Source organism: Comamonas halotolerans (genome assembly GCF_030162935.1).
Classification (GTDB): Bacteria; Pseudomonadota; Gammaproteobacteria; order Burkholderiales; family Burkholderiaceae_C; genus Comamonas; species Comamonas halotolerans.
In genome coordinates, this window is record NZ_JASAUZ010000074.1 from 46,519 (window position 1) to 67,375 (window position 20,857).

Sequence of the window (20,857 nt, forward strand, 5' to 3'; positions counted from 1 at the left end):
AGTCAAAGAGCGACTGGCTTGCCGCCAAGGCCCTATGATTGCCTGCGGCACCTTTGCTCCACAACGACGCCAATGAAATTTGGGCGAAACCAAGCTTGCGCAGCAGAAGATCACCATTGATCTCATAAAGGCTAAAGACGGCGTTGCTCACGCCATCAAGGCAATTCATCTCTTGATAATCAAACCTGCTCGAATTCGATACCTCCGCGCACCCAGACAAATTCCTCGTATACGTAAAATAAGGCGCATAAAACACCAAGGGCGCTTCTGCCGCCCTTGGTGTTGACGCAGGATTTACTTCGCTGCTTTATGCATCCAGCAATGCTTTTACCTGAGCCAGCGCAGCCGGGTCTTCCATGGTTGTCAGGTCCCCTGGATCACGCCTCTCAGCCACCGCCTGCAGTGCTCTGCGCAGCAGTTTGCCACTGCGTGTTTTCGGCAATGCGGTGACAAACAGCACCCTCGATGGGCGCGCAACCGCTCCCAACTGGCTGTCCACCAGCTTCATGACATCAGCTTCCATGGCCGCTTGCTGCTGGGCAGCTGCCACTTTGCTCGCATCTCGCACGACCGCGAAGGCCATTGCAGCCTGCCCTTTCAAATTATCCGCAACTCCCACAACGGCTACTTCTGCAATGTCCGAATGTGCTGAAATGCACTCTTCGATTTCTCGCGTACCCAAACGGTGCCCTGCCACATTGATCACATCGTCAGTTCGTCCAAGGATGAAGTAATAGCCATCCTCATCGCGGATACCCCAATCGAACGTGCTGTAGATCAGTTTGCCCGGAATGCTTTCCCAATACGTTTTGATAAAGCGCTCATCATCTCCCCAAACGGTTTGCATACAACCAGGAGGTAGGGGGCCTTCAATGGCAAGCACGCCTTTTTCATTGGGTTGGACAAGCTCATCACCCGTCTTGTCGTCAATCAACTTGACGTTGTAGCCATATACCGCCTTGCCTGGACTACCAAACTTACTGGGCTGTTGCTCCACCCCATTGCACAGGGTCATGATCGGCCAGCCTGTTTCGGTTTGCCAATAGTTGTCAATGATCGGAACTTGCAGCGCGTCACTGATCCATTTCGCTGTCGGTTCATCCAGAGGCTCTCCAGCCAGCCAGAGTGCTTGCAGGCTTGAGAGGTTGTATTTGCTCAAATACGCTGGATCATGCTTTTTCAACACACGCACAGCGGTTGGCGCTGAAAACATGTGCGTGATTTGGTACTTTTCCACCAGATTCCACCAAATACCGGCATCTGGCCGTATTGGCAAACCTTCATAAAGTATGGTCGCCATGCCCGCAATCAGTGGTGCGTAGACGATATAGCTGTGTCCGACAACCCAGCCAATATCGCTGGTACAGAAAAAGGTTTGTCCTGCTTTGGCGTTGAAAATATTGGGCATGCTGGCCGCCAGCGCCACGGTATATCCACCTGTGTCACGCTGAACGCCTTTGGGCTTCCCTGTTGTTCCACTCGTATACAGGATATAGCTTGGATCCGTGGATTTGACCCATGTACATGGCACGCATGCATCCATATGCTGATCTCGCAACTCAGCCCACAAATGATCACGACCTGCTCGCAAATCCATGGGCGCCAAACCGCGGTTAACCAAAATCACTGCTTCGGGTTTGTGCGCGCTGATTTTGAGTGCTTCATCCAAAAGTGGCTTGTAAGGCACCACACGCCCTCCCCGCGAGCCAGCATCTGCGCTGACAATCACCTTGGGTTTTGCATCATCTATTCGTGATGCCAAAGACGCTGATGCAAATCCACCAAAAACCACGCAGTGAATGGCCCCCAGACGCACGCAAGCCAGCATGGCAAATACGGCCTCGGCCATCATCGGCATGTAAATCTGAACGCGATCCCCTTTGTCTACACCGAAAGACTTCAAAACCGCAGCCATGCGCTGCACTTCAGTATGTAGCTCGCGATAGGTGTATGTCTTCTCCGTTTCTGTCTCAGTTGAAATCGCAATCAATGCCGCCTGATCTGCACGCTCTGGCAAATGCCGGTCGACAGCGTTGTAGCAGAGGTTGAGCTCTCCATCTGCAAACCAGCGCGCGAATGGCGGATTGCTGTAATCGCAAACCTGTTGTGGCTTCTGGTGCCATGTCACATAGTTGGCTTGCTCCTGCCAAAAAGTGTCTCGGGACTGAGATGCTATTGAAGAGTGATGGAACTCGTTAAATCGTGTCATGTACCTTGTCTCCTTATCGTTTTATCAGTAACGCATTATTCATTCGGCACTTTCTACAACCTGACATAGAAGGCAATACAGCTTCATTCCATATCAATGCAGGGTGTGCAAAGACAGCTCTCCCTTACAAAAAACCTGCAAAATAAATTCAGATATATCTCACGTAGTACTTTCTTTGTTGTGATTGATATACAATGTCACTCATCATCGAAGGCAAGCATTTCAATGCTGCCAGTTTTTTTCTTCATATCTACCGCTAGATGACTACTTACAAAGAACTGCTGGCGCAACGCGCTGAACTCGAAAAGCAAATTGAAGCGGCACGTAAAGAAGCCTTGGCATCTGCCATTGCCCAAGTTCGCGCCATTGTTGCCGAGTACGAATTGACTGAAGACGACATTTTCTCCAAGAAGTCTGCGCGTGCTTCCTCGGCTGGTCACAAGACCGTAGCACCCAAGTATCGTGATCCAGAAACTGGTGCAACCTGGACAGGCCGCGGTAAGCCCCCTCTTTGGATTGCAGGCAAGGATCGTCTGAACTTCCTGATCCAAGAACAAACCGCTGAATAAGCTTTCACTTAGCAGCAAGTCAAAAGCCCAAAGCTAATGCTTTGGGCTTTTTGTATAAGTACCCACAGCCCATCCGATATCCTCTTGCTTGGTGTGTTGTTCGAATCAAGACTGGATTGCTGCCTAAAGTCACTCCAATCTGATTAGATATTCTCGCACCTTTACACCCCAGCCATTGCCAACGGCCTGCTTTCATTGATTGGATGCCGAACTGAATTACCTGGTAGACCTCTGCCTTCGTATCCCTATCAGAGAATATTACGAAACAATTGGGATATTTTGCAAAATTCCTAGCCCCCCCCCTTGCGCGTTCAAACTTCTGGCTGGCTCCAACACCTAAGAGGTCAGCCTGAAGTAAAAAACAAAAACAATGGTGCAAGCAGATACGCTCAGAACGATAAACTGCACTTTCGGATGAGCAGGCTTTTTAGGCATATATCTGGGTGACACGCAACAGGTCTAGGAACCCTCTGTATAACTCGATTTCGAGAGTGATAGAGCTTTAACAAGCGTGATGTTCGCTTGCCTCTGGCACTCAAGATGCCCGCGTTTCGCGGGTATCTTGCTTTTTAAGCACCCACAACAGGCTTGGATTGGCTGTTTTCTAGCAAACGGCCACGGACCATCCACAAGTTCGCCAAGGCAAACGGTAATTCCCCCTTAAACCATCGCTCTGAGAAGTAGAGCTATGCGGCCATGGTCAACCGCCATTTGGGGCGATGCCGCCCAATGCCAGATTTGGGCGTTCATGGTTATATCACCACATCCATTGCGTGGAGTAATCTCGAACTTCATCAAGATTGCGCCAATGGTATTGCGACAGCTATTCATAGCGAACAGTTCTATTAAAGCGCTCCACCTAGGCATTTTGCTGAGACTTGCCAGGCTGGATGTATTCCAATCGGATGCCTTTTTCACTCGCCCAGTTTTGCAGTGTTGCGCTGATGTATTCAGGACCATTGTCACAGCGAATGACTTGTGGCTTGCCCACGCCACTGCATGATTTGCTCCAACAGCCGAATCATGCGCTGTGAGGGCAATGAGAAGTCCACATCAATGCCCAAAGCTTCACGGTTGAAGTCGTCAATAACGTTGAGCAGCCGGATACTGCTCCCCTCTTCAAGCTTGTCATGCATAAAATCCATCGACCACACAACATCCCTGCTGGCAGGCACTGTCAGTGGTTCAGGTTTGGCACGGTCTAAGCGCTTTCCTGGCCGAATGCGTAAACTGCCTGTGAATGCGGCACACCCGCTTGTGGTTCCATTGGAAGCCTCTGACGGTGCGTAAATACAGGAAGCACGAACCCAAGTCCCAATTGCGCTTGTTGTCCGTCAGGCGTAGCAGCCACTGCGCAATCTCATCGGCCTCGATACAGCGCTTTGCCTTGTACTGTTAGCAGGCTTGGCTGATTTGAAACGCTTGGCAAGCTAGGCAAATGTTCAGCCCTCACTGTGCAACTGCAAGTTCTGCCATCTCGCGTCTGCGAGATGGGTTCACGACTTTTTTGCAAGCGCCTCAGCCACCACCTCGGCTTTGATTTTTTCTTCGATGTACATCTTGCGCAGCCGGTGGCTCTCTTCTTTCAGTTCCTTCATCCGGGCCATCAGGGATGCATCCATGCCACCGAATTTGGCACACCACTTGTAGAACGTCGCTGCGCTAATGCCAAGTTCTCCACATAGCTCTGGCACTGCCAAGCCAGCCTCTGCACGCTTGATTGCATTGATGATTTGGCTGTCTGTAAAACGTGACTTCTTCGTAGTAGAGATTCTCCTTGCGAGGTCTCTACTTCTCAAGATGCTGATTTTGCGGGGGGATTACCCTGTGGCCTGCCCTGTTTGTACTAGTCACCTCTTGCCTTGAGCACAGCTCTCACTCACTCGCTGAAGGTAATACAACCTTCCATGGCCGCAGCCAAAACAGTAGCCAAGCCAACAGCACAGCACTGCACAATGAAGTAAGCAACAATTGCAGCAGCGGCGATGGCACAGGAAATAGCAGTAATCGTGCGAGAGCCAGCATCACCAAACTCAAACCCCATTGCTGTCTCCAGGGCAGCGCATGCCGTAATCGCATTTGGCGCATCAGCAACCAGCCCGTAAGTACTGCCCCCCCCCAAGCCGCTAATGCGATACCTGCTGCTCCATACAAAAATGGTAACGCTAGAAGGAGCAAGGCATTAGCCAAACTACCCGTCAATTCGCACCGCAACGGCAAGCGCGTATCTCCTCCAGCATAGGCGTAACGTGCCAACATGGCGTTCCACGCACCAAAAACCAATGGAAGAGCAAACCAGGTCAACAACATTGGTAGAGGCCCCGTACTGCTCGAAGCTGGTAACAGCCAATATACCAAAGCAGGCGCAGCCCCTGCCATGGCTACTGCAGCAGGCAGGCTCAGCACGGAGGTAATGGCAATACCTTGCTGCAATATTGCCAAACGTTGCCCTCCTTGCTTAGCACTCATCAGACCCAGCAAAACCTGATTCAGGCTCATCAGAGCCACCAAGGGCAGATTGACTAATTTGCGTGCCAAGTTCACCCAAGTCAAAACACCTTCGCCGAGCAAGCTCGCAATCATCCGCTCCATTAGTGCGAGTCCGTGGCTGGCCAAATTACTACCTAACAGTGGCCATAACCGGGCACAGAGTTCTCTTAATGCTTCTGGTCTGGCACTAATGTTCCAGGGACGCCAGCCCTGGGTCCAGGTGGCTACAAGCAATGGAAGCCACATCAAAGAACTGCCAAGCACGCAACTGGCTGCCAGATTCTCGTCACTGGCAGCAGCTCCACTCCACGCCAAATAAAACGTTGGAGGAAGGTTGAATAGCAACGAACCAAGACCAGCCAAAACATATCTGTCATGCGCTTGCAAAGGGATTGCTAACAGTGCATGAATGACAAAGCCTGGTAAACACCAGGCAAGCCATTGCAAATTGGCTGCGACCTGTACACGCCCTTCCGGTGACAACCCAGATCCCAGCAATGCCGCCCATTGCGACGCCCCCACCCCTAGTACCGCAGTCATTGCCAATGCAATCAGCAGCATTTGCGGTACAAGCATGGACAGCCACTGACGCCTGCCTATGGCATCGAGGGCACGAAAAATCGGCAGAGCTGCTGACGCCAGCAATCCACCAGCCAGCGTCATGCGTACAGCTTCGGGCACAAACAGCGCCAGGACAAATGCATCACTTTGCCCTCCACCACCCCAAGCGGCTACCAACAACCACTCGCGCGCAAAGCCTGCGGCGAGACCTGCCAGTGTGACCAGCGTCAGCCACAGCGTCTTGCCTCCCATTCCAAGACACTCAGTGCAAGAAAGTGAACAGCCCCTTGCCGCCCACCTTGTAGTTCAAATCATGGGGCCTCTCACCAATGGCTCTAGCACCGCTGCCTCCAATGATTTTGTATGGAGGAACAGCCTTGGACACTATGGTGTTGGCCGTCACAACAGCACCACGCCCGATGTGTGCTCCATGCCCAATCAATGCACGGCTGGCAATCCAGGCATAGTCATCAATGTAGATGGGTGCTGAGACCGACCAGAATTCAGGTGCAGTCAGATCGTGACTACCGGCAATTATCAACACGTGCGAGGCTATCGCCACATGATCTCCGATGGTCAAGCCTGCCCGTGCATCTACCTGACAGTGCCAGCCAATCACACTGTCGTCTCCGATGCGCAGGTTCTCAATGCCCAGCACTTCCGTATTGCGCCAGATACTGGAGCCTTTACCTATGCGCGCGCCTCCCAGACGCAACCAAGCCAGACGCACATGATGACTGGGAATCTTGTTGACGAACATGTTGTACAACTGCTCCCATACTCGAAGGCTGCGGTCTTTCAAGGTCCTCCAGTTCAGACCATACAAGGGAACAAGCTGTGTCGGTATTTCCTGTTTAAGGAACTCATACAAACGCCGTCCCAAAGGATGCGAAATACGTGGTGTGATGTCTACTGAACAGATAGAGTAACTCCGCCCTAAGCCTTCGCCTTCTTCAAAAATAACGTCGTTCGCCAGGCACCACTCCAAGGCCTCCAGCAACGACTCTGGAGACACATGCAACACATCGGCAAGTTCCGGGACACGTTCTCGCAGGTCGTTGGAGTGATAAATGCGGTGTTTCATGGTTGCTCCTTCGTTTCACGGGGCTCGACAAACTTGCCTACTGTGGCCGTTGGGTCCAGACGCACCTGCTGCAAGGACATCCCCAACAGCAACCAGAACAGGGCCACTAGCACCGGGGTAAAACTGAAATAGTGATCAAACAAGCCCGTGAGCAATGCGGCCAAAACTCCCGCTGTACATCCCAGCCAAATCGCGTTGTCAGCTGTCACACGACGCACAGCTCCCAATGGTCGGACCTCACGCCACCATGCGACCGTGATGGCTACGAATAACAGCATTCCGGGCACACCTATCTTGTAAATAAAGTTCAGCCACAGATTGGAGATCCCCAACAACCCACTCCCTGGAACTGGCGGATCGGTCTTGAAGCCGATTCCCAACGGATAACGCGACATAGCCTCTGGGAAACGCGCGTATTCGTCAAAACGGATCTCAGTACTGGCGTTGGTCGAAGAAAACATGGTGGCCAAACGCTCCTGCAAGGGGGGATAAAACAATACCAAGGCAACTGCCAAAGCCATTCCCAGACCCAGGATGCGGCCGCTATACGGTACACGGCGAAAACTCAACCAAAGCAACACCAATGCCAGGGCCAAAATAGCACCACGGGAAATACTGAATAGCAACCCAGCACACCCCAGCAGCGCCACCCCCAAACCCAGCAGCCGCCGCCACCCCCGCTGTGTCCAGCCATAAAACAAGGCCAGCGGGATGAACAAAGCCAGCACACCACCCGTGAGATTGGGATGGACCCATGGAGAAGCCATGCGCTGATAGTTGGCGGAGAAAATATCCTTTACAGCCTCTGGGTGGGCGTAGCGTAAGTCAGCAAGCAGCGGGATCATGCTCATCGCATTGCGGTCCTTGAGGAACATACCGACAGACAGCAGCAACATCAGCAAGTTGCCCAGTAGCAATGCAACCACCAATTGGTCGCGCTCTTGCGCGCCGCGCAGCAATAGCGGCACCAGCAGCAATGGTGAAAGATTGCTGAGCCATCGCAACCAATTGGATAATCCAGCTCCTTCGGCATTGACCATCAGCATGCCAGCCACCAAGGGAACGCAGCTAAATAGCATCAGCGCGCACATTATTCGCTCAGGTACCCGCCATGGCGTGACCAAACCCTGCTGAACAAATGGCGCCTGACACAGCAGACCGCACCAAGTCAATGCCAACATGGCTTCGCTCAACGTTGTGCGTACCCCAAGATTCACCGTCGTGTACGGAATACTAGTTGCCAGCACCGCAAACAGCAGCAACCCCCACAGAGGACGTCGCAGCAATGTGAGTGCCAGTGCTGCACCTGCCAGCAGCACAGCCACACTGCCACCTGGCAACACCCATAAAAGAGCACCGAACGCAAGACCGGAAACAACGGCAACCAGTATGCCTGCGGGCATCATGCACGCATCTCCAGCAGCAAATGACGAAGGCGCTCACGGTAAGCCTCGGCGTTGAAGCGCTGCGCCCACTGCATCAACTGACCTGCTGACAGTGGATAGTCCTGGACTGCATAACGCAACATGCATTGCAACAGCGCTGCAGGATCATGTGGCGGAAATCGTGGCGCTTGTCCGGGAGCGACTTCGTCAAGGGCAGAGCCGCTGGCGACAATCACCGGTGTACCAGCATGGCAAGCCTCAATCACAGGCAGACCAAAACCTTCCGCAAACGATGGTTGCCACAAACACAATGCATGGGCATACAGCTGATGCAATTGTGCATCGCTGAGTCCCTGCCTCCAATGCACTCCGGGCAATGATGCCAGCTCTGCAGGTACATCCGAGGGGTGCCCTACCAGCACCAACTCAGGCACCCTCTCAGAGGACAAACGCGCTTTGTGCCAACTCTCCAAGAAAAGCACAATGTTTTTGCGTGGTTCCCGCGTACCTACCAGCAGCCAGTAGCGTTGCGGCACGTCTGATGGTGATATGCCGGCCTCTTCCAGAACAAAGGACTCAACTTGATTCGGCAACAGGCGCAGACGTTGTACTGCCCACGGAAAACGCCGCGCCACTTCACGACATGTGAACAAAGAGGGGCACCACACCTGGTCTGCGCGCCACAGCGACCAGGCAATCGACAGCGTGTCGATGCCCCGGTAGGCCATTGCCTGCAGCCATAATCGGTGGGCATTGCGCTCCGTGAGCTGGAAAAGATCATGGAGTAAAAGCACATGCCGCACGCCTGCCGGCTTGTGTGCAATCGGCAACCCCATATTGGCTGTTGCTATATATAGTATGATGTCATGCTGGCGCAATGCTCGCGGCAAAAAACGCCGTTCAAACGCCCAGCGTCTTTGCGGGCGCTGCACGCCTTGCAAAGCACCTCCCCAGGGAGGGCATTGAACATGCTGACGCTCAGGTGCATCCAGAGGGGCTTCCCCGAACAATAGCAGCTCAGCCCCTTCTTCAGCGCGCAGGGCTTGCTCCAGCGCGAAGACCTGGCGTGCAATTCCTGATTTTGGCGCCACCATTGCAGGACGGTAGTCAAGACCTATGCGCATGTCGCCTCCACATCCACCGTCATTGACTGGGCCTGACGGTAGACCTGCTCCAGCGCTTGAGCTACTCTCTCCCAATCATGGTTAAGGCATACGTACTGGCGCCCCGCCTCACCGAACTGGGCTGCCTTCTGCGGTGAACGCAGTAATTCATCCAGTGCACCAGCGATCGACCGGGCATCTTCTCCAAGCAAATAATGCTCTCGGGAAAAAATGTCCAACCCCGAAACACCTTGGCTCGTGCTCACGAGTGGAAGCCCTCCTGCCAGGGCTTCCAACACCTTGAGTTTAGAACCACCTCCATGCCGCAAAGGGGCCACAAATGCTGCACATTGGCGTTGCAACACCCTCAAATCGGAAACGAATCCATGCCACTCAATGCGCTCATCCGGCCAGCGCTCTGCCCAGGAGGCAGGCAACGCATGTCCCGCAATTGCTAGTTTGGCCTCGGGCTGTTGCCGCCACAGTTGAGGAGCTACTTCATCCAACAACCACTGCACTGCATCAACATTCGGTGCATATTCGTAGTTCCCCACAAACAGCACGCGTTTGGAAGCTGGCGCCGGATGCACCTCAGCAAAGGCTTGGCAGTCCACCCCATTGACGACCACATCCACCGGCGTGCGAGTTAATGCACGCATACGCTCCGCGTCTGCCTCTGTAACGGCAATCACGCGCTGCGCCGCATTGAACACCTGCCGCTCCCAGCGTCTACAGCGCCACTGATCCCACTTCACAAATGGCCAAGCCCACCGAGGGAAACGTCCATAGGTCGCCCCACCCAAGCTGGATTCCAGATTGTGCTCGGTCAGCACAAATGGCTGAGAGCACTTCCTCAGCCCCTCTGCATAAGGCTGAAAGCTGTAGCTATGCTCAATCTGCACAATATCCCATCGCTCTTGCAGGAGAGCTTCAAACCGATCACTCAACGCGGGGGCCAGGCCATTGACAGTGGCCAGCAAGGGCCAGGGAGCACACAGCGCTGCAGCCAATGTTTGAGGATGCCTCAACGCGCGCCTGGGTAAAACAATCAGGCGCTCAAGCATAGGCTCCAGTGCCTGGCATGTTTGTGCATCCAATGCTTGCTTGGACTGAACCAGCAAGGTGATGCGATGGCCTCGTGCACTCAGGTTGCGCAAGAGGTGGTACTGGCGCGTTTTGCCACCACTGCTGGTTGGCCATGGCAGATAAGGAAGAATCCACAGAACCTTCATGTACTTTTCACCAAATCAAGATCTGCAAGCTGGGCAACACGGGTAACTGCAACCCTTTTTCGTCATGCCATTCACGCTGTGAACCATCCAATGGCTGATGCAGGACTGCTTGAAGCAAGCCAGGAAACCGAAGTTGTCCAGCGTGAGCCCCCCAGAACATCAGAAGCTGTCGACCATCCTCACGTTGCCAAGCAATGGCATGCAGGTCATGCGTTACGCCCTCCATTGCCGGCAATTCGGCGGGTGTCAGCGCGGGACCAGTGATTTGCAGGAAACGTTGTAAAGCCATGTATACGGGTTTGGGCTGTCCTTGCAGATCCAACAACCCATAGCTGCGATCGCGAACCGTGGCTCGGCCGTCCAAATCGGACAAAGCGAACAAGAAGACCCTGTCAAAGTCCAGCGCACTCATCAATGCCAATCGGCGCAGCAGATAATCTGCCTGCCCGTGCTCGCCAATGATTTCCTGCTCTTCTTTGGGGCCCGCATAACTGGACCACCCCCATTCTGTGGCCCAGATTCGTCGCACACCCGCAGTCCGCAGCGTGCGGTTAAGTTGCTGCGCACGCAATACAAAGTCACTGTCACGTGGTACATCTCCTTCTGGGTGCAGTGAGTACGGGTGGTATGCCACCACGGTGTCGAGTTTCACCACCCCCATCTTGCCCAGAGCCTCCAGCATCAGCCCACCACGCCCGGGCATCTGGCTGTAATAAGCCATCCCTCCCATGACCACCGTCTTGCCAGGGACCGCCTGACGCAACGCACGTACTGAGGCCTGCAACAACTTGCCATATTGCTCGGGGTGAGCCCAAGGTCGCCAAAAAGACGGAAGATTGGGTTCATTCCATACTTGCCATGCATTGATACTGGGATAACGACGCGCCAGCAAAACCATGCGTTCAGCGAAGACCTCGGGCTCACGCGGCGGATATTGATCAGGAGTCTTTGAAACGCGAGGTGCAGTGGTTGCAAATGGCGCCGAGCCGACCAAGTAAAACACCGATTTCAGTTGTTTGGTCTTCAGGACCTGGACCAACGCATCCAGCTCGCTCAATCGATACTGCTGGGCCTCAGGCTCCAGCCGATCCCAGTGCAAATCCACACGCAGCCATTCCAGCCCCAAGTCCTTCCACGACTGAAGCTGCTGTTGATACTGGTCGGAGGTGAACCACAAAAGATGGGCATTCACACCTAAGAAATCCTTCCAGTGCACGGTCCTCTGCGGCCTTAGTAACCTGGCCGAGGAAGGAGAAGAAGCCGCAAGCGTGCATCCTCCTGCCCCCAGCCAGGCCGCAGCGATGATTTGGTGAAAGCTGCGACGTTGCATGTCAGCGCCCTTCCTCGATGACCTGACGGAACATGGCCGCAAAGCGTCCGGCGATCTGCGTCCAGCCACGCGCTTGTCCGATGGACTGAGCTCGAGTGGCCCACTGTTGCGCTAGCGCAGGCTTTTGCAGCAACTGTGCAATAGCTGCAGCCAGCGCAGCCACATCTCCCTGGGCATATGTTGTCCCATTGCCACTGATGACTTCCTCGCCAAAGGCTCGTGCGTCCGACGTGATCACACCACGCCCACAGGCATTGGCCCAGGACAGTGCACCACTGGTACCACGCATTTCCCCTAACCAGGCCAATTTGCGTGACTCTCTGTACGGCAGCACCATCACATGATGCGACTGGATAGTTGCAGCAATCTCTGCAGCAGGCAGATCTGGCAGCCAGTCCACCATATCACTCAAACCACGTTCAGCGACACGCTGACGCAATTGGTCCAGGTAATTGCCATGGCCCTGGAAAGCCATATCAGGCGCTGTTCCTCCTGCCAGCGTCAAGCGCACCTTGTCACTCAGATCGGGCTGTGCTTGCAGGACCTGCGCCAGCGCATCCAAGAGATTTTCAATTCCTTTGCCTCTGTAAATGAAACCGAAATACAGCAGGCGCAAAGGTTGCAATGGCGGCAATGGCTGCTGCGCCAAGGTGAGATTGCCGTGCGGTATTACCGTCAACTGCTCCGGACGAAGATGCATGCGCTGCTTCAAGCGCTGGCCGCCCAACTCGGTCAGTGTCACAAGTCGACGCACTCCCCGTGCTAGGCTGCGTTCTTCACGCAATGTCCACGGATCCGCCAGAAGTGCTGCTGCCTGTGGAAATGGCGATGGCAGGTGCTCTGCAGGACGCAACAGCCACGGCAGTTGCGCTCGGCGCCAGACTAGACGTTCAGGGTCATGCACTGTAGCCGTCAGAGGCAATGCCGGAAAGTATTGCTGTAAATGGCGTAAAGCTTGGAACTCGCCCGTTCGCCCTCCCCCCAGTTCTGCGTGAACCAGAGAAAAATTACGCCATTCGATTGTGCGCATTCGCTCACAGCGCTCCTTTGCATCATGACAGCCGAGCAAAGGCGTTTCCACCACAACTCCGTGTTCCGTCAGTGCTGCCCGAAAATGTGCAGCATAGTCCGCGATGCCGGTCTGCTCTGGCGGCAGTGGTGCCAATAGTGCTATCCGCATCACTGCACACTCCGCCAACGCTGAAGGATATTCATCAGCCGTGCTGGAACTTCAAACCGGCGACGATTCAAGATGATGCCATCCACTTTTTTAAAGGCCGTGAGCAACAGCGACAAGGCGTTTTCCACCATTGGTACCGTACTGGTACGCGCCTGTACGACCAAAACAATCAAATCGGCACGACGTAAAACCAAGAACGCGTCTTGATTGCTGAGCAACGCCGAGACATCGAGCAATACCAGTTCACCGGGTGCTGCTGACGCATCCCCTCCGCGACGCACCACAAAGCCGTTTTCCTTCAGAAGTGGTTCCAATTGGTCCATGATGAAATTCACTCCCTCGCCAGAACGAGCCGAGGTCAAGGCCAGAGCAACACCCTCTGAGCGAATGCGTTCCAGCGGTAGCAGTCCATACAAACGATAAACACTGGCAATCAGTGCATGACGGTCTACACCGTCGCTATCAGGGATGCTTGCCCACAGCGGCACACCAAAACGCTGCTGAATGCGTGCACCGTCATGAATGCGCTGGTCGAGCAAATAGCAGATATAGATGACCAGCAATCCAACGCCAATCGCTGCAGGAAACGCAGCCAGCAAAATCATCAGGCTCTTGGGAAAAACGCGAGCAGCGTTCAGTGTGGCTTCTTCGATCTGCGCAATATTGCTGATCTGGCTGCTGTCCAAAGCATGGTCAATACGCGCCTTCTCCAAATTTTCAGCGTAGAGGGCATAGCTCTTTTCTGCAGTTTCCAGTTCAAGCTGCAGCCGGTTGAGCTCTGGTTCATCGCGGAGTACACGGTCACGCTCCTTGCGCAGGGCCTGTAGCTCTCGGTCGTAGTCCCCAATCTGCGCAGCCAGTTGCTGCTGTCTCAACTCCGCATCCATCAGTTGTTGGCGCGCATTGCTCACCAACGCATTAGGGGCAAGATTTTGAGATCGTTCCAGCCGTTCCTTCTCCTGCTTGACCAAAGCCTCGACGTTGCGGATGTCCTGCTCAATGAGGCGTACCGGCGGTGCTTCATCTGTATAGGTCCGTAGCAGCCTTGTGCGCTCCACCTGCAACGCATTGAGCTGACGCTTCAGATCCAGCTGCGTCGGGTTAAGGCTGATTTCACGATCCGTCACCACTTCTGCCGGTTGATTGCGAATTTGCTGTCGTGCACCACCGGCCAAGCTCGCCAAACCTGTTCGTTCATTCTGCGCCGTGACCCGGGCATCGGTCAGCCGGTCAATCTGATTGGTCAGATTCTCCAGCCGCGCTTTGGCACTAATGGAATCTATATCCTGTAATCCTTCCTGCAATTGTTCTTTAAGACTGCGGATACGGTGCGCCGTCTTGTCCATCTCACCTTGGTAGAAGCCGTGCAAGCTGGTGCGTCCGAGCACACGGGCACGTTCAGCTAAATACACCTCCACCCAGGTATTCAGCACTTTTTGCGCAACCACAGGGTCATCCCACACAAAGCGCATCTCAATAACGGCAGAGCCCGCTTCATGACTGGCCTGGAAGCTTTTCTCAAGCTTGCGGGCCAGACGCTGTTCATCGGTTTGCGGCTCCACAATGCCCAGTACCTGCAGCACACTACGCACACCATTCAATGTAGCTCCAACGGCACGCTTGACATGGTGCTTCACGGTCTTCCAGAAGCCTGTCGGCTGCTGGGCAGCAATTTCAGCCAGATAACGTTGTGCCACCTGGTGCACGATCGGGCGACCAGTGAGCAGCTTTTCTTCGTCGACAATCGGGTCACGCTGGGTGCTTGGCGCAACTAGAGTCTGGCGATTCTGAGCCTCAATGGGCAACGTTGTACTCTGGCGGTCCGGCTTGACCAGCAAACGCGCATTGGATTCGTAACGTGCAGGCAGCAAGAACGCGCCCAGCACTGCCACCATTACCGTCACCAGTACAGCCCAACGGAATTCGCGCTGAAAAATAAAAAATAGGCGCAAGAGATCACGCAATGAGCGAATATCGATCACGGTCTGGCCCCATTGAAATAGTTGTTGGTGTTGCCACTGTTGGATATGTCTTGACCGCGTAGGTCATAGTTAAAGCCCAGCCCAATACCTTTGTTAATGGGGATCAACTTAGTGAAGTACATATCAATCGCTTCTACCGTGCGACCAATGCCAGAGGTGGGCACAAAAATCAGGTCGCCGCGCTGAAGCGCTACCGTTGGCCTGTCTGTGCTCTGCAGCATGGCGGCCAAATCAAAGAAGTACAGCTTGTAGCGCAGATCTGCGCCCAACCGCATCAGCGCCACATTGTGGCTATCGGCCGAAGGGAGTACTCCGCCCGATGACAGCAACGCCTGCTCAATGGTCACCGTCCCGGAGAGATTGAAGAACGCTGGGTTAGGAACCGCCCCGCCAATAAACACACGGTTGCTGGGTGCAATCGCAATATTTACCGTCACCTGCGGTTCGCGATATATGCGCGCATTGCGCGTAGTGATTTCTTGCTGCACTTGCTGCGGCGTGCGTCCTGCCACATGTACCAAACCCACCATGGGCATCGAGATCAATCCATCAGGACGGACAAGAAAAAGTGTCATGTCATCCTTCTCTGCGGGCTCTTGCGCATCTCGAACGATACGCAGACTATCACCGGGCTGGACCAGAACCTCTGGAGCGGGCAAATCTGCAAGACTGTAGACCTCTGCATGGCGCAGCTTCAGCAAGTCAGCATCGGGCAGTGCAATATGGGCTGGCGTTGAGCATGCGCTCAGCAACGCTGCAATCAAACCAGCACAAGCACACCCACGCAAACGCGAAATCAAAGGAAAGGGCAAAGAAGGCATAGATCAGTTCCAATAAGCCGAGAACATGCTGAGATGGCGCTTGACCCAAGGCGGCAGCGATTTACCGTGATAGCCCATGCGGTAGCCCAATAGCTTCAACGCACTACGCAACAGCACCTCAGGCACACGATGAAGAGCACCTGCTTTTTCCAGTGCGCGCAGTTCCGCAACTACAAAACGGCGCCCTTCACCACCTGCTTGCCCAAAAGCATCTGCGATCCATGGCTCACTACCGTAAAAGCTGCCTATATCGAAATAACGACGGAATTCCTCCACCAACCGATAGTCATGCGAATGAAAAACCCGGGCACTCGCTGCATAGCGCACCGCATGACCAGCCAGCAACATACGCGCAGCCACATACGCGTCTTCGCTGCCAATAACATCCTCAGGAAATCCGCCAACGGCTTCAAGCGCCGTGCGCCGATATGCCGCAAACGAGTCTGAGCTAAAGCAGGTTTTGATACCCAGTCGTGGCGCATCCGTCAGACGCTTGGTCTGTCCCTGCTCCGGATAATTGAACCGCCGTGCCTGCGCACCAAGCAAGCCGGCACCCAAATGTGGCAACTGTCTTCCATAAGCCACTCCAATGTCGGCTTCTGCATGCAATTCATCAACCAGATGGGCAAAGCTGTCAGCATCCGCCGGGATTGCATCCTGGGTCATCACAATGAGCGTTTCTGCCTGTACCAGAGTACTTGCCCAGCGGCGCGTGCCGCCATGGTTAAAACGACGTGCCCCCAGTACTTCGACACGTGCTCCCGCAGCTCGCATGCGATCAACAGTGCCATCACTGGAGTTGCTGTCAACGACCAGAAACTCCGTGGGCTGTAGCCGCTGCATGGCCAGTGCTGGTAACAGCTTGTCCAAAAACGGAGCCGCATTCCGGGTAGGAATAATCAGTGCTGTACGCGTCACAGCACCTCCTGCGGCTCGGGCGTGGATCGACCATAAACGTCATCGAAACGCACGATGTCATCCTCACCCAGATATTCACCGCTTTGGACTTCAATCATTACCAGATCAATCAAGCCAGGGTTGCGCAGTCGGTGACGGTGTCCGGCAGGAATGAAGGTGGACTCATTGGTATGCAGCAAAAACTCTCGTTCACCATTGGTGACACTGGCTGTGCCGCTGACCACTACCCAGTGTTCGCTGCGGTGATGATGCATCTGCAGAGACAGCGCTGCTTTGGGGTGTACGACGATTCGCTTGATCTTGAAGCGCTCTGCATCCTCGAGCACAGTGTAGACCCCCCATGGGCGATTCACTGACCTGTGCTGGCGATAGGTCGCATCATCACGCTGCTTGAGCGTTTGTGCAATGAAGCGTACATCTTGAGTGCGCCGCGCATCGGCAACCAACAGTGCATCGGGAGTATCTACAATCACCAAATTCTGTACACCGACCACACCTACAGTACGGCGTGGAGCATCGATATAACAGTCGTGCACATCATGAAGTACACAATCACCATGGACCTGATTGCCGTTGCTGTCTGCAGGTGTCAGGGATCTCAATGCCTCCCAGGAGCCTATGTCGTTCCAACCAATATCGCATGGCACAACAGCAACCCTGTCAGACTTCTCCATCAAAGCGTGATCAATAGAAATGTCAGGTGACCGGCTAAAGGCCGCAGAATCCAATTCTCGTTGACAGCCCTGCGCATTCTCCAGCCGACTTCCATTGTTTAATGCCGCCTGGCTGGCAGCCAACACCGCTGGCGCGTGCAGCTGCAGTTGGTCCAGAATGGTTCCCGCCTGAAAGCAGAACATGCCAGCATTCCATAAATGTCGTCCACCATCAACATATTTCTGTGCAGTCGCAGCATCAGGCTTTTCAACAAAGCGCACAGCACGAAACCCCGGGTTCAATGCATCACCCAGTTCAATGTATCCAAAGCCAGTTTCTGCGCGATCGGGTTGTATGCCAAAAGTTACCAGTTGCCCCATTGAAGCCAACTCGCAGGCGCTTTGAACGGCTGCCGCAAAAGCTTGGGCATCCTTGACTAGGTGATCTGCAGGCAATACGAGCAACAGAGCTGAATCACCGAATTGTTCCTGCACATGCAAAGCGGCTGACGCAATTGCAGCAGCTGTGTTGCGTCCCATGGGCTCCAGCAAAAAGTCCAATACCAACCCTTGAGGTCCAACAGCACGATAGTCATCCAAGGTGCGAAACAGCAACTCACGATTGGTGACCGTCAACACGCGCTCCATGCCTGACTGAGCAAGGGCTCGCAATAATGTTTTTTGCAGCAGACTTTGCCCATCAGCCAGCTTGATGAAGGGCTTGGGTTCAGCCTCACGCGACAGCGGCCAAAGCCGCATGCCTGCACCGCCGGACACTATGCAGGGAATCAGGGGAACGGCAGTGCCAGTCATCAATACACCTCCTTGGAAAAAAGTGCGGGCAGAGTACGCACCAAGATATAGAGATCGAACCACACCGACCATTTGGCGATGTATTCAAGGTCGTAATCCACGCGCCGGCGAATCTTGTGTAACGTATCGGTTTCGCCACGGTAGCCGTTGATCTGCGCCCAGCCAGTGATGCCCGGTTTGACGCGATGACGCGATGCATAACTTTGCACAGCTTCTTCAAACAAAATGCCCGCTGCTTTGGTGGCCGTGGCATGAGGTCGTGGCCCTACCATGGACATTGAGCCTCCCAGCACATTCAGCAACTGTGGCAACTCGTCCAGACTTGTGCGACGGATGAAATGCCCCACTCGCGTGACTCGAGGATCACCGCGTACGGTCTGTCGCTGCGCGTCAGCATCCGACTGATCGGCATACATTGATCGGAACTTGTAGACACCAATCAAGCGGTTGTTATAGCCGTATCGACGCTGTTTAAAAAATACCGGACCCGGCGAATCCAGCTTGATGGCCATTGCTACCAACAACATCACAGGAGCAGTCAACAACAGCGCCAGTCCAGCCAGCACAAGATCCTCGGCGCGCTTGACCATGGGAGACCATCCACGCAGTGGCAACTGCGAAGCACTCAACATTGGAATACCAGCGATCTTGACAATACGATGTACATGCCGAGAGGCTCCCAGATCTGGCACAACCAAAACCTCAACTGGAAACTGGTTCAAACGACGCACAATCGATGCAATTCTTTCTGCGGCAGACCAGGGCAGCGCAATCAGCACCTGATTCACCGACTCAGAACGTATGAGTTGCTCAAGCGCCTGCATATTTCCCAGCAGCGGCAATGTGCGAAAACCTTTGTACACACGGTCGGCTGTACGCTCATCGATGAAACCGATCAACTCTGAGCGGATGTCTGGACTGCGCAGCAAACTTTCTGACAGTTGAACACCCCCATAGGTACACCCGACAATCACCGTTCGCTGCAAATACATCCCCTTGCGCATCCAGTGTCGATACATCCGCAATACCAGCATGCGCTGTATGCCAAAGAGCAAGAAACTGCAAAAAAACCAGAAGCCCAACTGTCTCAGGCTCAGATATGGCAACAAATGCAGTGCTTGGTACATGAAGAGCAGCAAGCAAAATGCTGACGCCCACGCAGTCCCCATGCGCCGCAAATGCCATAAATTGCTGAAAATTTCATCGCCATAAATGCCTTGGGCCTGAAACATGACCACAGTCAGTGCGGCAAAGAAGATCAACAACCAAAGCATGTTGTAGCGCATCTCCGCTGGAACGCTCTCTGCCGTAAAGAGTATTACCAAAGCCGGAGCAATCGCCATCAACCCGTGCATTAGACGAGAGACAGCCAGAAAGCCCTGTATAAAGCCCGCATGCCAAGTCTTGGCTGGACCACTGCGGCGGAAGATAGAGATTTCGGAATTCAATTGCTTGACAGGTTAAGCGAGCCCCGAAACTTCCTAAACGAAAAGATCCGGATCATTATTTTTAACTATCTGCATCATAGAGTCAATCTATTGAAGCAATGTTTATTGTTAATGTACCCGTTAATCTGGAAAAACATAGACAGAAACCCTAGCCATCTGCTTTACTAGCTCACCCCCCTTCCTGCACATATCGTGAAAAAGCGTTAAGAGTTTTCAAATCTTTAGAAAGCGCCGGAAGCAGCACCCAGGCCTGGAAAAATCTGTCGGATAGACCTAGTCACCCGATCAACAGTGCTGCAATATTGATGATGCATGACGAAATTAGCGTCGCACCTGAGCACTAGACAAAGAAAAAGCCTTCTGACTGAAAATCAGAAGGCTTGTCTTTTGGTCGGCGTGGCGGGATTCGAACTCGCGACCCCTTGCACCCCATGCAAGTGCGCTACCAGGCTGCGCTACACGCCGAAGCTTTAGAGTATATCGTGGATTCAACCCACTTTTCAAAATGTGGAGGACATCTTGAAAGTACATGAACCCGAGAAATATCAGGTCTATGATCGATAAATCTGGTCGGCGTGGCGGGATTCGAACTCGCGACCCCTTGCACCCCATGCAAGTGCGCTACCAGGCTGCGCTACACGCCGAAGCCACGATTGTAATCCATTTTTTGTAGCACCTAATGCAAACTAGATGCTGCAATCCATGAAAAAAACCAGATCCTTTGTAATCAAGAGCTCAGCTCTGTATCAGGCTTGAATTTGCTCCTTGAGCTTGGTGCTGGCGTGGAAAGTCACCACACGGCGAGCCTCGATAGGGATCAATTCACCCGTGCGCGGGTTGCGCCCCGGACGAGGTGCCTTGGTTCGCACCTGAAAGTTGCCAAAACCTGAGAGCTTGACCTCTTCACCCTGCACCAAGCTGCCAGCAATCAGGTCAAAGTAAGCATCGACCATGTCTTTGGCCTCACGCTTGCTCACACCCAGTTGATCAAACAACAGGTCAGCCAGCTGGGCTTTCGTCAAAGCGCCCACAGCATCCAATTCGCTGCCCATCAAAACTTTGCTCGCTTCCATGTCTTT

General features: G+C 53.8%; 15 protein-coding genes, 2 tRNA genes and 1 pseudogene. 1 reads left to right on the plus strand and 17 read right to left on the minus strand.

All coding sequences use genetic code 11. The annotated features are described in order from the left end of the window. Positions 1–307 precede the first annotated feature (307 nt). Positions 308–2,209: a propionate--CoA ligase gene (locus QEP11_RS18565; RefSeq protein WP_284338131.1), complete on the minus strand. Its 1,902-nt coding sequence runs from the start codon at positions 2,207–2,209 to the stop codon at positions 308–310. Positions 2,210–2,469: 260 nt separating this feature from the next. Between QEP11_RS18565 and QEP11_RS18570 the strand changes: the two genes are divergently transcribed. Continuing rightward, positions 2,470–2,778 (plus strand): H-NS histone family protein, encoded by a 309-nt coding sequence (locus tag QEP11_RS18570; RefSeq protein WP_284338132.1) that lies wholly within the window; start codon positions 2,470–2,472, stop codon positions 2,776–2,778. Positions 2,779–3,464: 686 nt separating this feature from the next. Here the strand turns inward: QEP11_RS18570 and QEP11_RS18575 are convergent. The 16 genes and pseudogenes from QEP11_RS18575 to QEP11_RS18650 form a co-directional block, all read right to left on the minus strand. Then, positions 3,465–4,550: pseudogene (locus QEP11_RS18575) on the minus strand (IS3 family transposase). A 103-nt stretch (positions 4,551–4,653) separates the two neighbouring features. After that, positions 4,654–6,081, minus strand: coding sequence for a lipid II flippase MurJ (locus QEP11_RS18580; protein ID WP_284338133.1), 1,428 nt, complete (start codon positions 6,079–6,081; stop codon positions 4,654–4,656). Positions 6,082–6,091: 10 nt separating this feature from the next. Next, on the minus strand, positions 6,092–6,913 hold the full coding sequence (locus QEP11_RS18585; protein WP_284338134.1) for an acyltransferase: 822 nt from the start codon (positions 6,911–6,913) through the stop codon (positions 6,092–6,094). After that, positions 6,910–8,319, minus strand: coding sequence for an O-antigen ligase family protein (locus QEP11_RS18590; protein WP_284338135.1), 1,410 nt, complete (start codon positions 8,317–8,319; stop codon positions 6,910–6,912). Before QEP11_RS18590 ends, QEP11_RS18585 begins: the two co-directional genes overlap by 4 nt. Further along, the gene (locus QEP11_RS18595) at positions 8,316–9,422 is read right to left on the minus strand and encodes a glycosyltransferase family 4 protein (RefSeq protein ID WP_284338136.1); all 1,107 of its coding nucleotides are present in this window, start codon (positions 9,420–9,422) and stop codon (positions 8,316–8,318) included. Before QEP11_RS18595 ends, QEP11_RS18590 begins: the two co-directional genes overlap by 4 nt. After that, the gene (locus QEP11_RS18600; protein WP_284338137.1) at positions 9,413–10,633 is read right to left on the minus strand and encodes a glycosyltransferase family 4 protein; all 1,221 of its coding nucleotides are present in this window, start codon (positions 10,631–10,633) and stop codon (positions 9,413–9,415) included. Before QEP11_RS18600 ends, QEP11_RS18595 begins: the two co-directional genes overlap by 10 nt. A gap of 7 nt (positions 10,634–10,640) precedes the next feature. Then, positions 10,641–11,963: a cellulase family glycosylhydrolase gene (locus QEP11_RS18605; RefSeq protein WP_284338138.1), complete on the minus strand. Its 1,323-nt coding sequence runs from the start codon at positions 11,961–11,963 to the stop codon at positions 10,641–10,643. Between the two features lies 1 nt (position 11,964). Beyond that, entirely contained in the window at positions 11,965–12,993 is a 1,029-nt protein-coding gene (locus QEP11_RS18610; RefSeq protein WP_284338139.1) for a glycosyltransferase, read from the minus strand. Between the two features lie 149 nt (positions 12,994–13,142). Then, positions 13,143–15,125, minus strand: a complete 1,983-nt coding sequence (locus QEP11_RS18615; RefSeq protein WP_284338140.1) for a GumC family protein — start codon at positions 15,123–15,125, stop codon at positions 13,143–13,145. Continuing rightward, positions 15,122–15,946, minus strand: coding sequence for a polysaccharide biosynthesis/export family protein (locus tag QEP11_RS18620; protein WP_284338141.1), 825 nt, complete (start codon positions 15,944–15,946; stop codon positions 15,122–15,124). The genes QEP11_RS18615 and QEP11_RS18620 overlap by 4 nt, the downstream gene beginning before the upstream one ends. Positions 15,947–15,949: 3 nt before the next feature. Then, the gene (locus QEP11_RS18625; protein ID WP_284338142.1) at positions 15,950–16,864 is read right to left on the minus strand and encodes a glycosyltransferase family 2 protein; all 915 of its coding nucleotides are present in this window, start codon (positions 16,862–16,864) and stop codon (positions 15,950–15,952) included. Further along, positions 16,861–18,330 carry a mannose-1-phosphate guanylyltransferase/mannose-6-phosphate isomerase gene (locus tag QEP11_RS18630; RefSeq protein WP_284338143.1) on the minus strand — a complete coding sequence of 490 codons (1,470 nt, stop codon included), beginning with the start codon at positions 18,328–18,330 and terminating at the stop codon, positions 16,861–16,863. Before QEP11_RS18630 ends, QEP11_RS18625 begins: the two co-directional genes overlap by 4 nt. Beyond that, positions 18,330–19,778, minus strand: coding sequence for an undecaprenyl-phosphate glucose phosphotransferase (locus tag QEP11_RS18635; protein ID WP_284338144.1), 1,449 nt, complete (start codon positions 19,776–19,778; stop codon positions 18,330–18,332). The genes QEP11_RS18630 and QEP11_RS18635 overlap by 1 nt, the downstream gene beginning before the upstream one ends. Positions 19,779–20,166: 388 nt before the next feature. Continuing rightward, a tRNA-Pro gene (locus QEP11_RS18640) sits at positions 20,167–20,243 on the minus strand. A gap of 102 nt (positions 20,244–20,345) precedes the next feature. Beyond that, a tRNA-Pro gene (locus QEP11_RS18645) sits at positions 20,346–20,422 on the minus strand. A gap of 102 nt (positions 20,423–20,524) precedes the next feature. Continuing rightward, positions 20,525–20,851, minus strand: coding sequence for an integration host factor subunit alpha (locus QEP11_RS18650; RefSeq protein ID WP_413788755.1), 327 nt, complete (start codon positions 20,849–20,851; stop codon positions 20,525–20,527). Positions 20,852–20,857 lie beyond the last annotated feature (6 nt).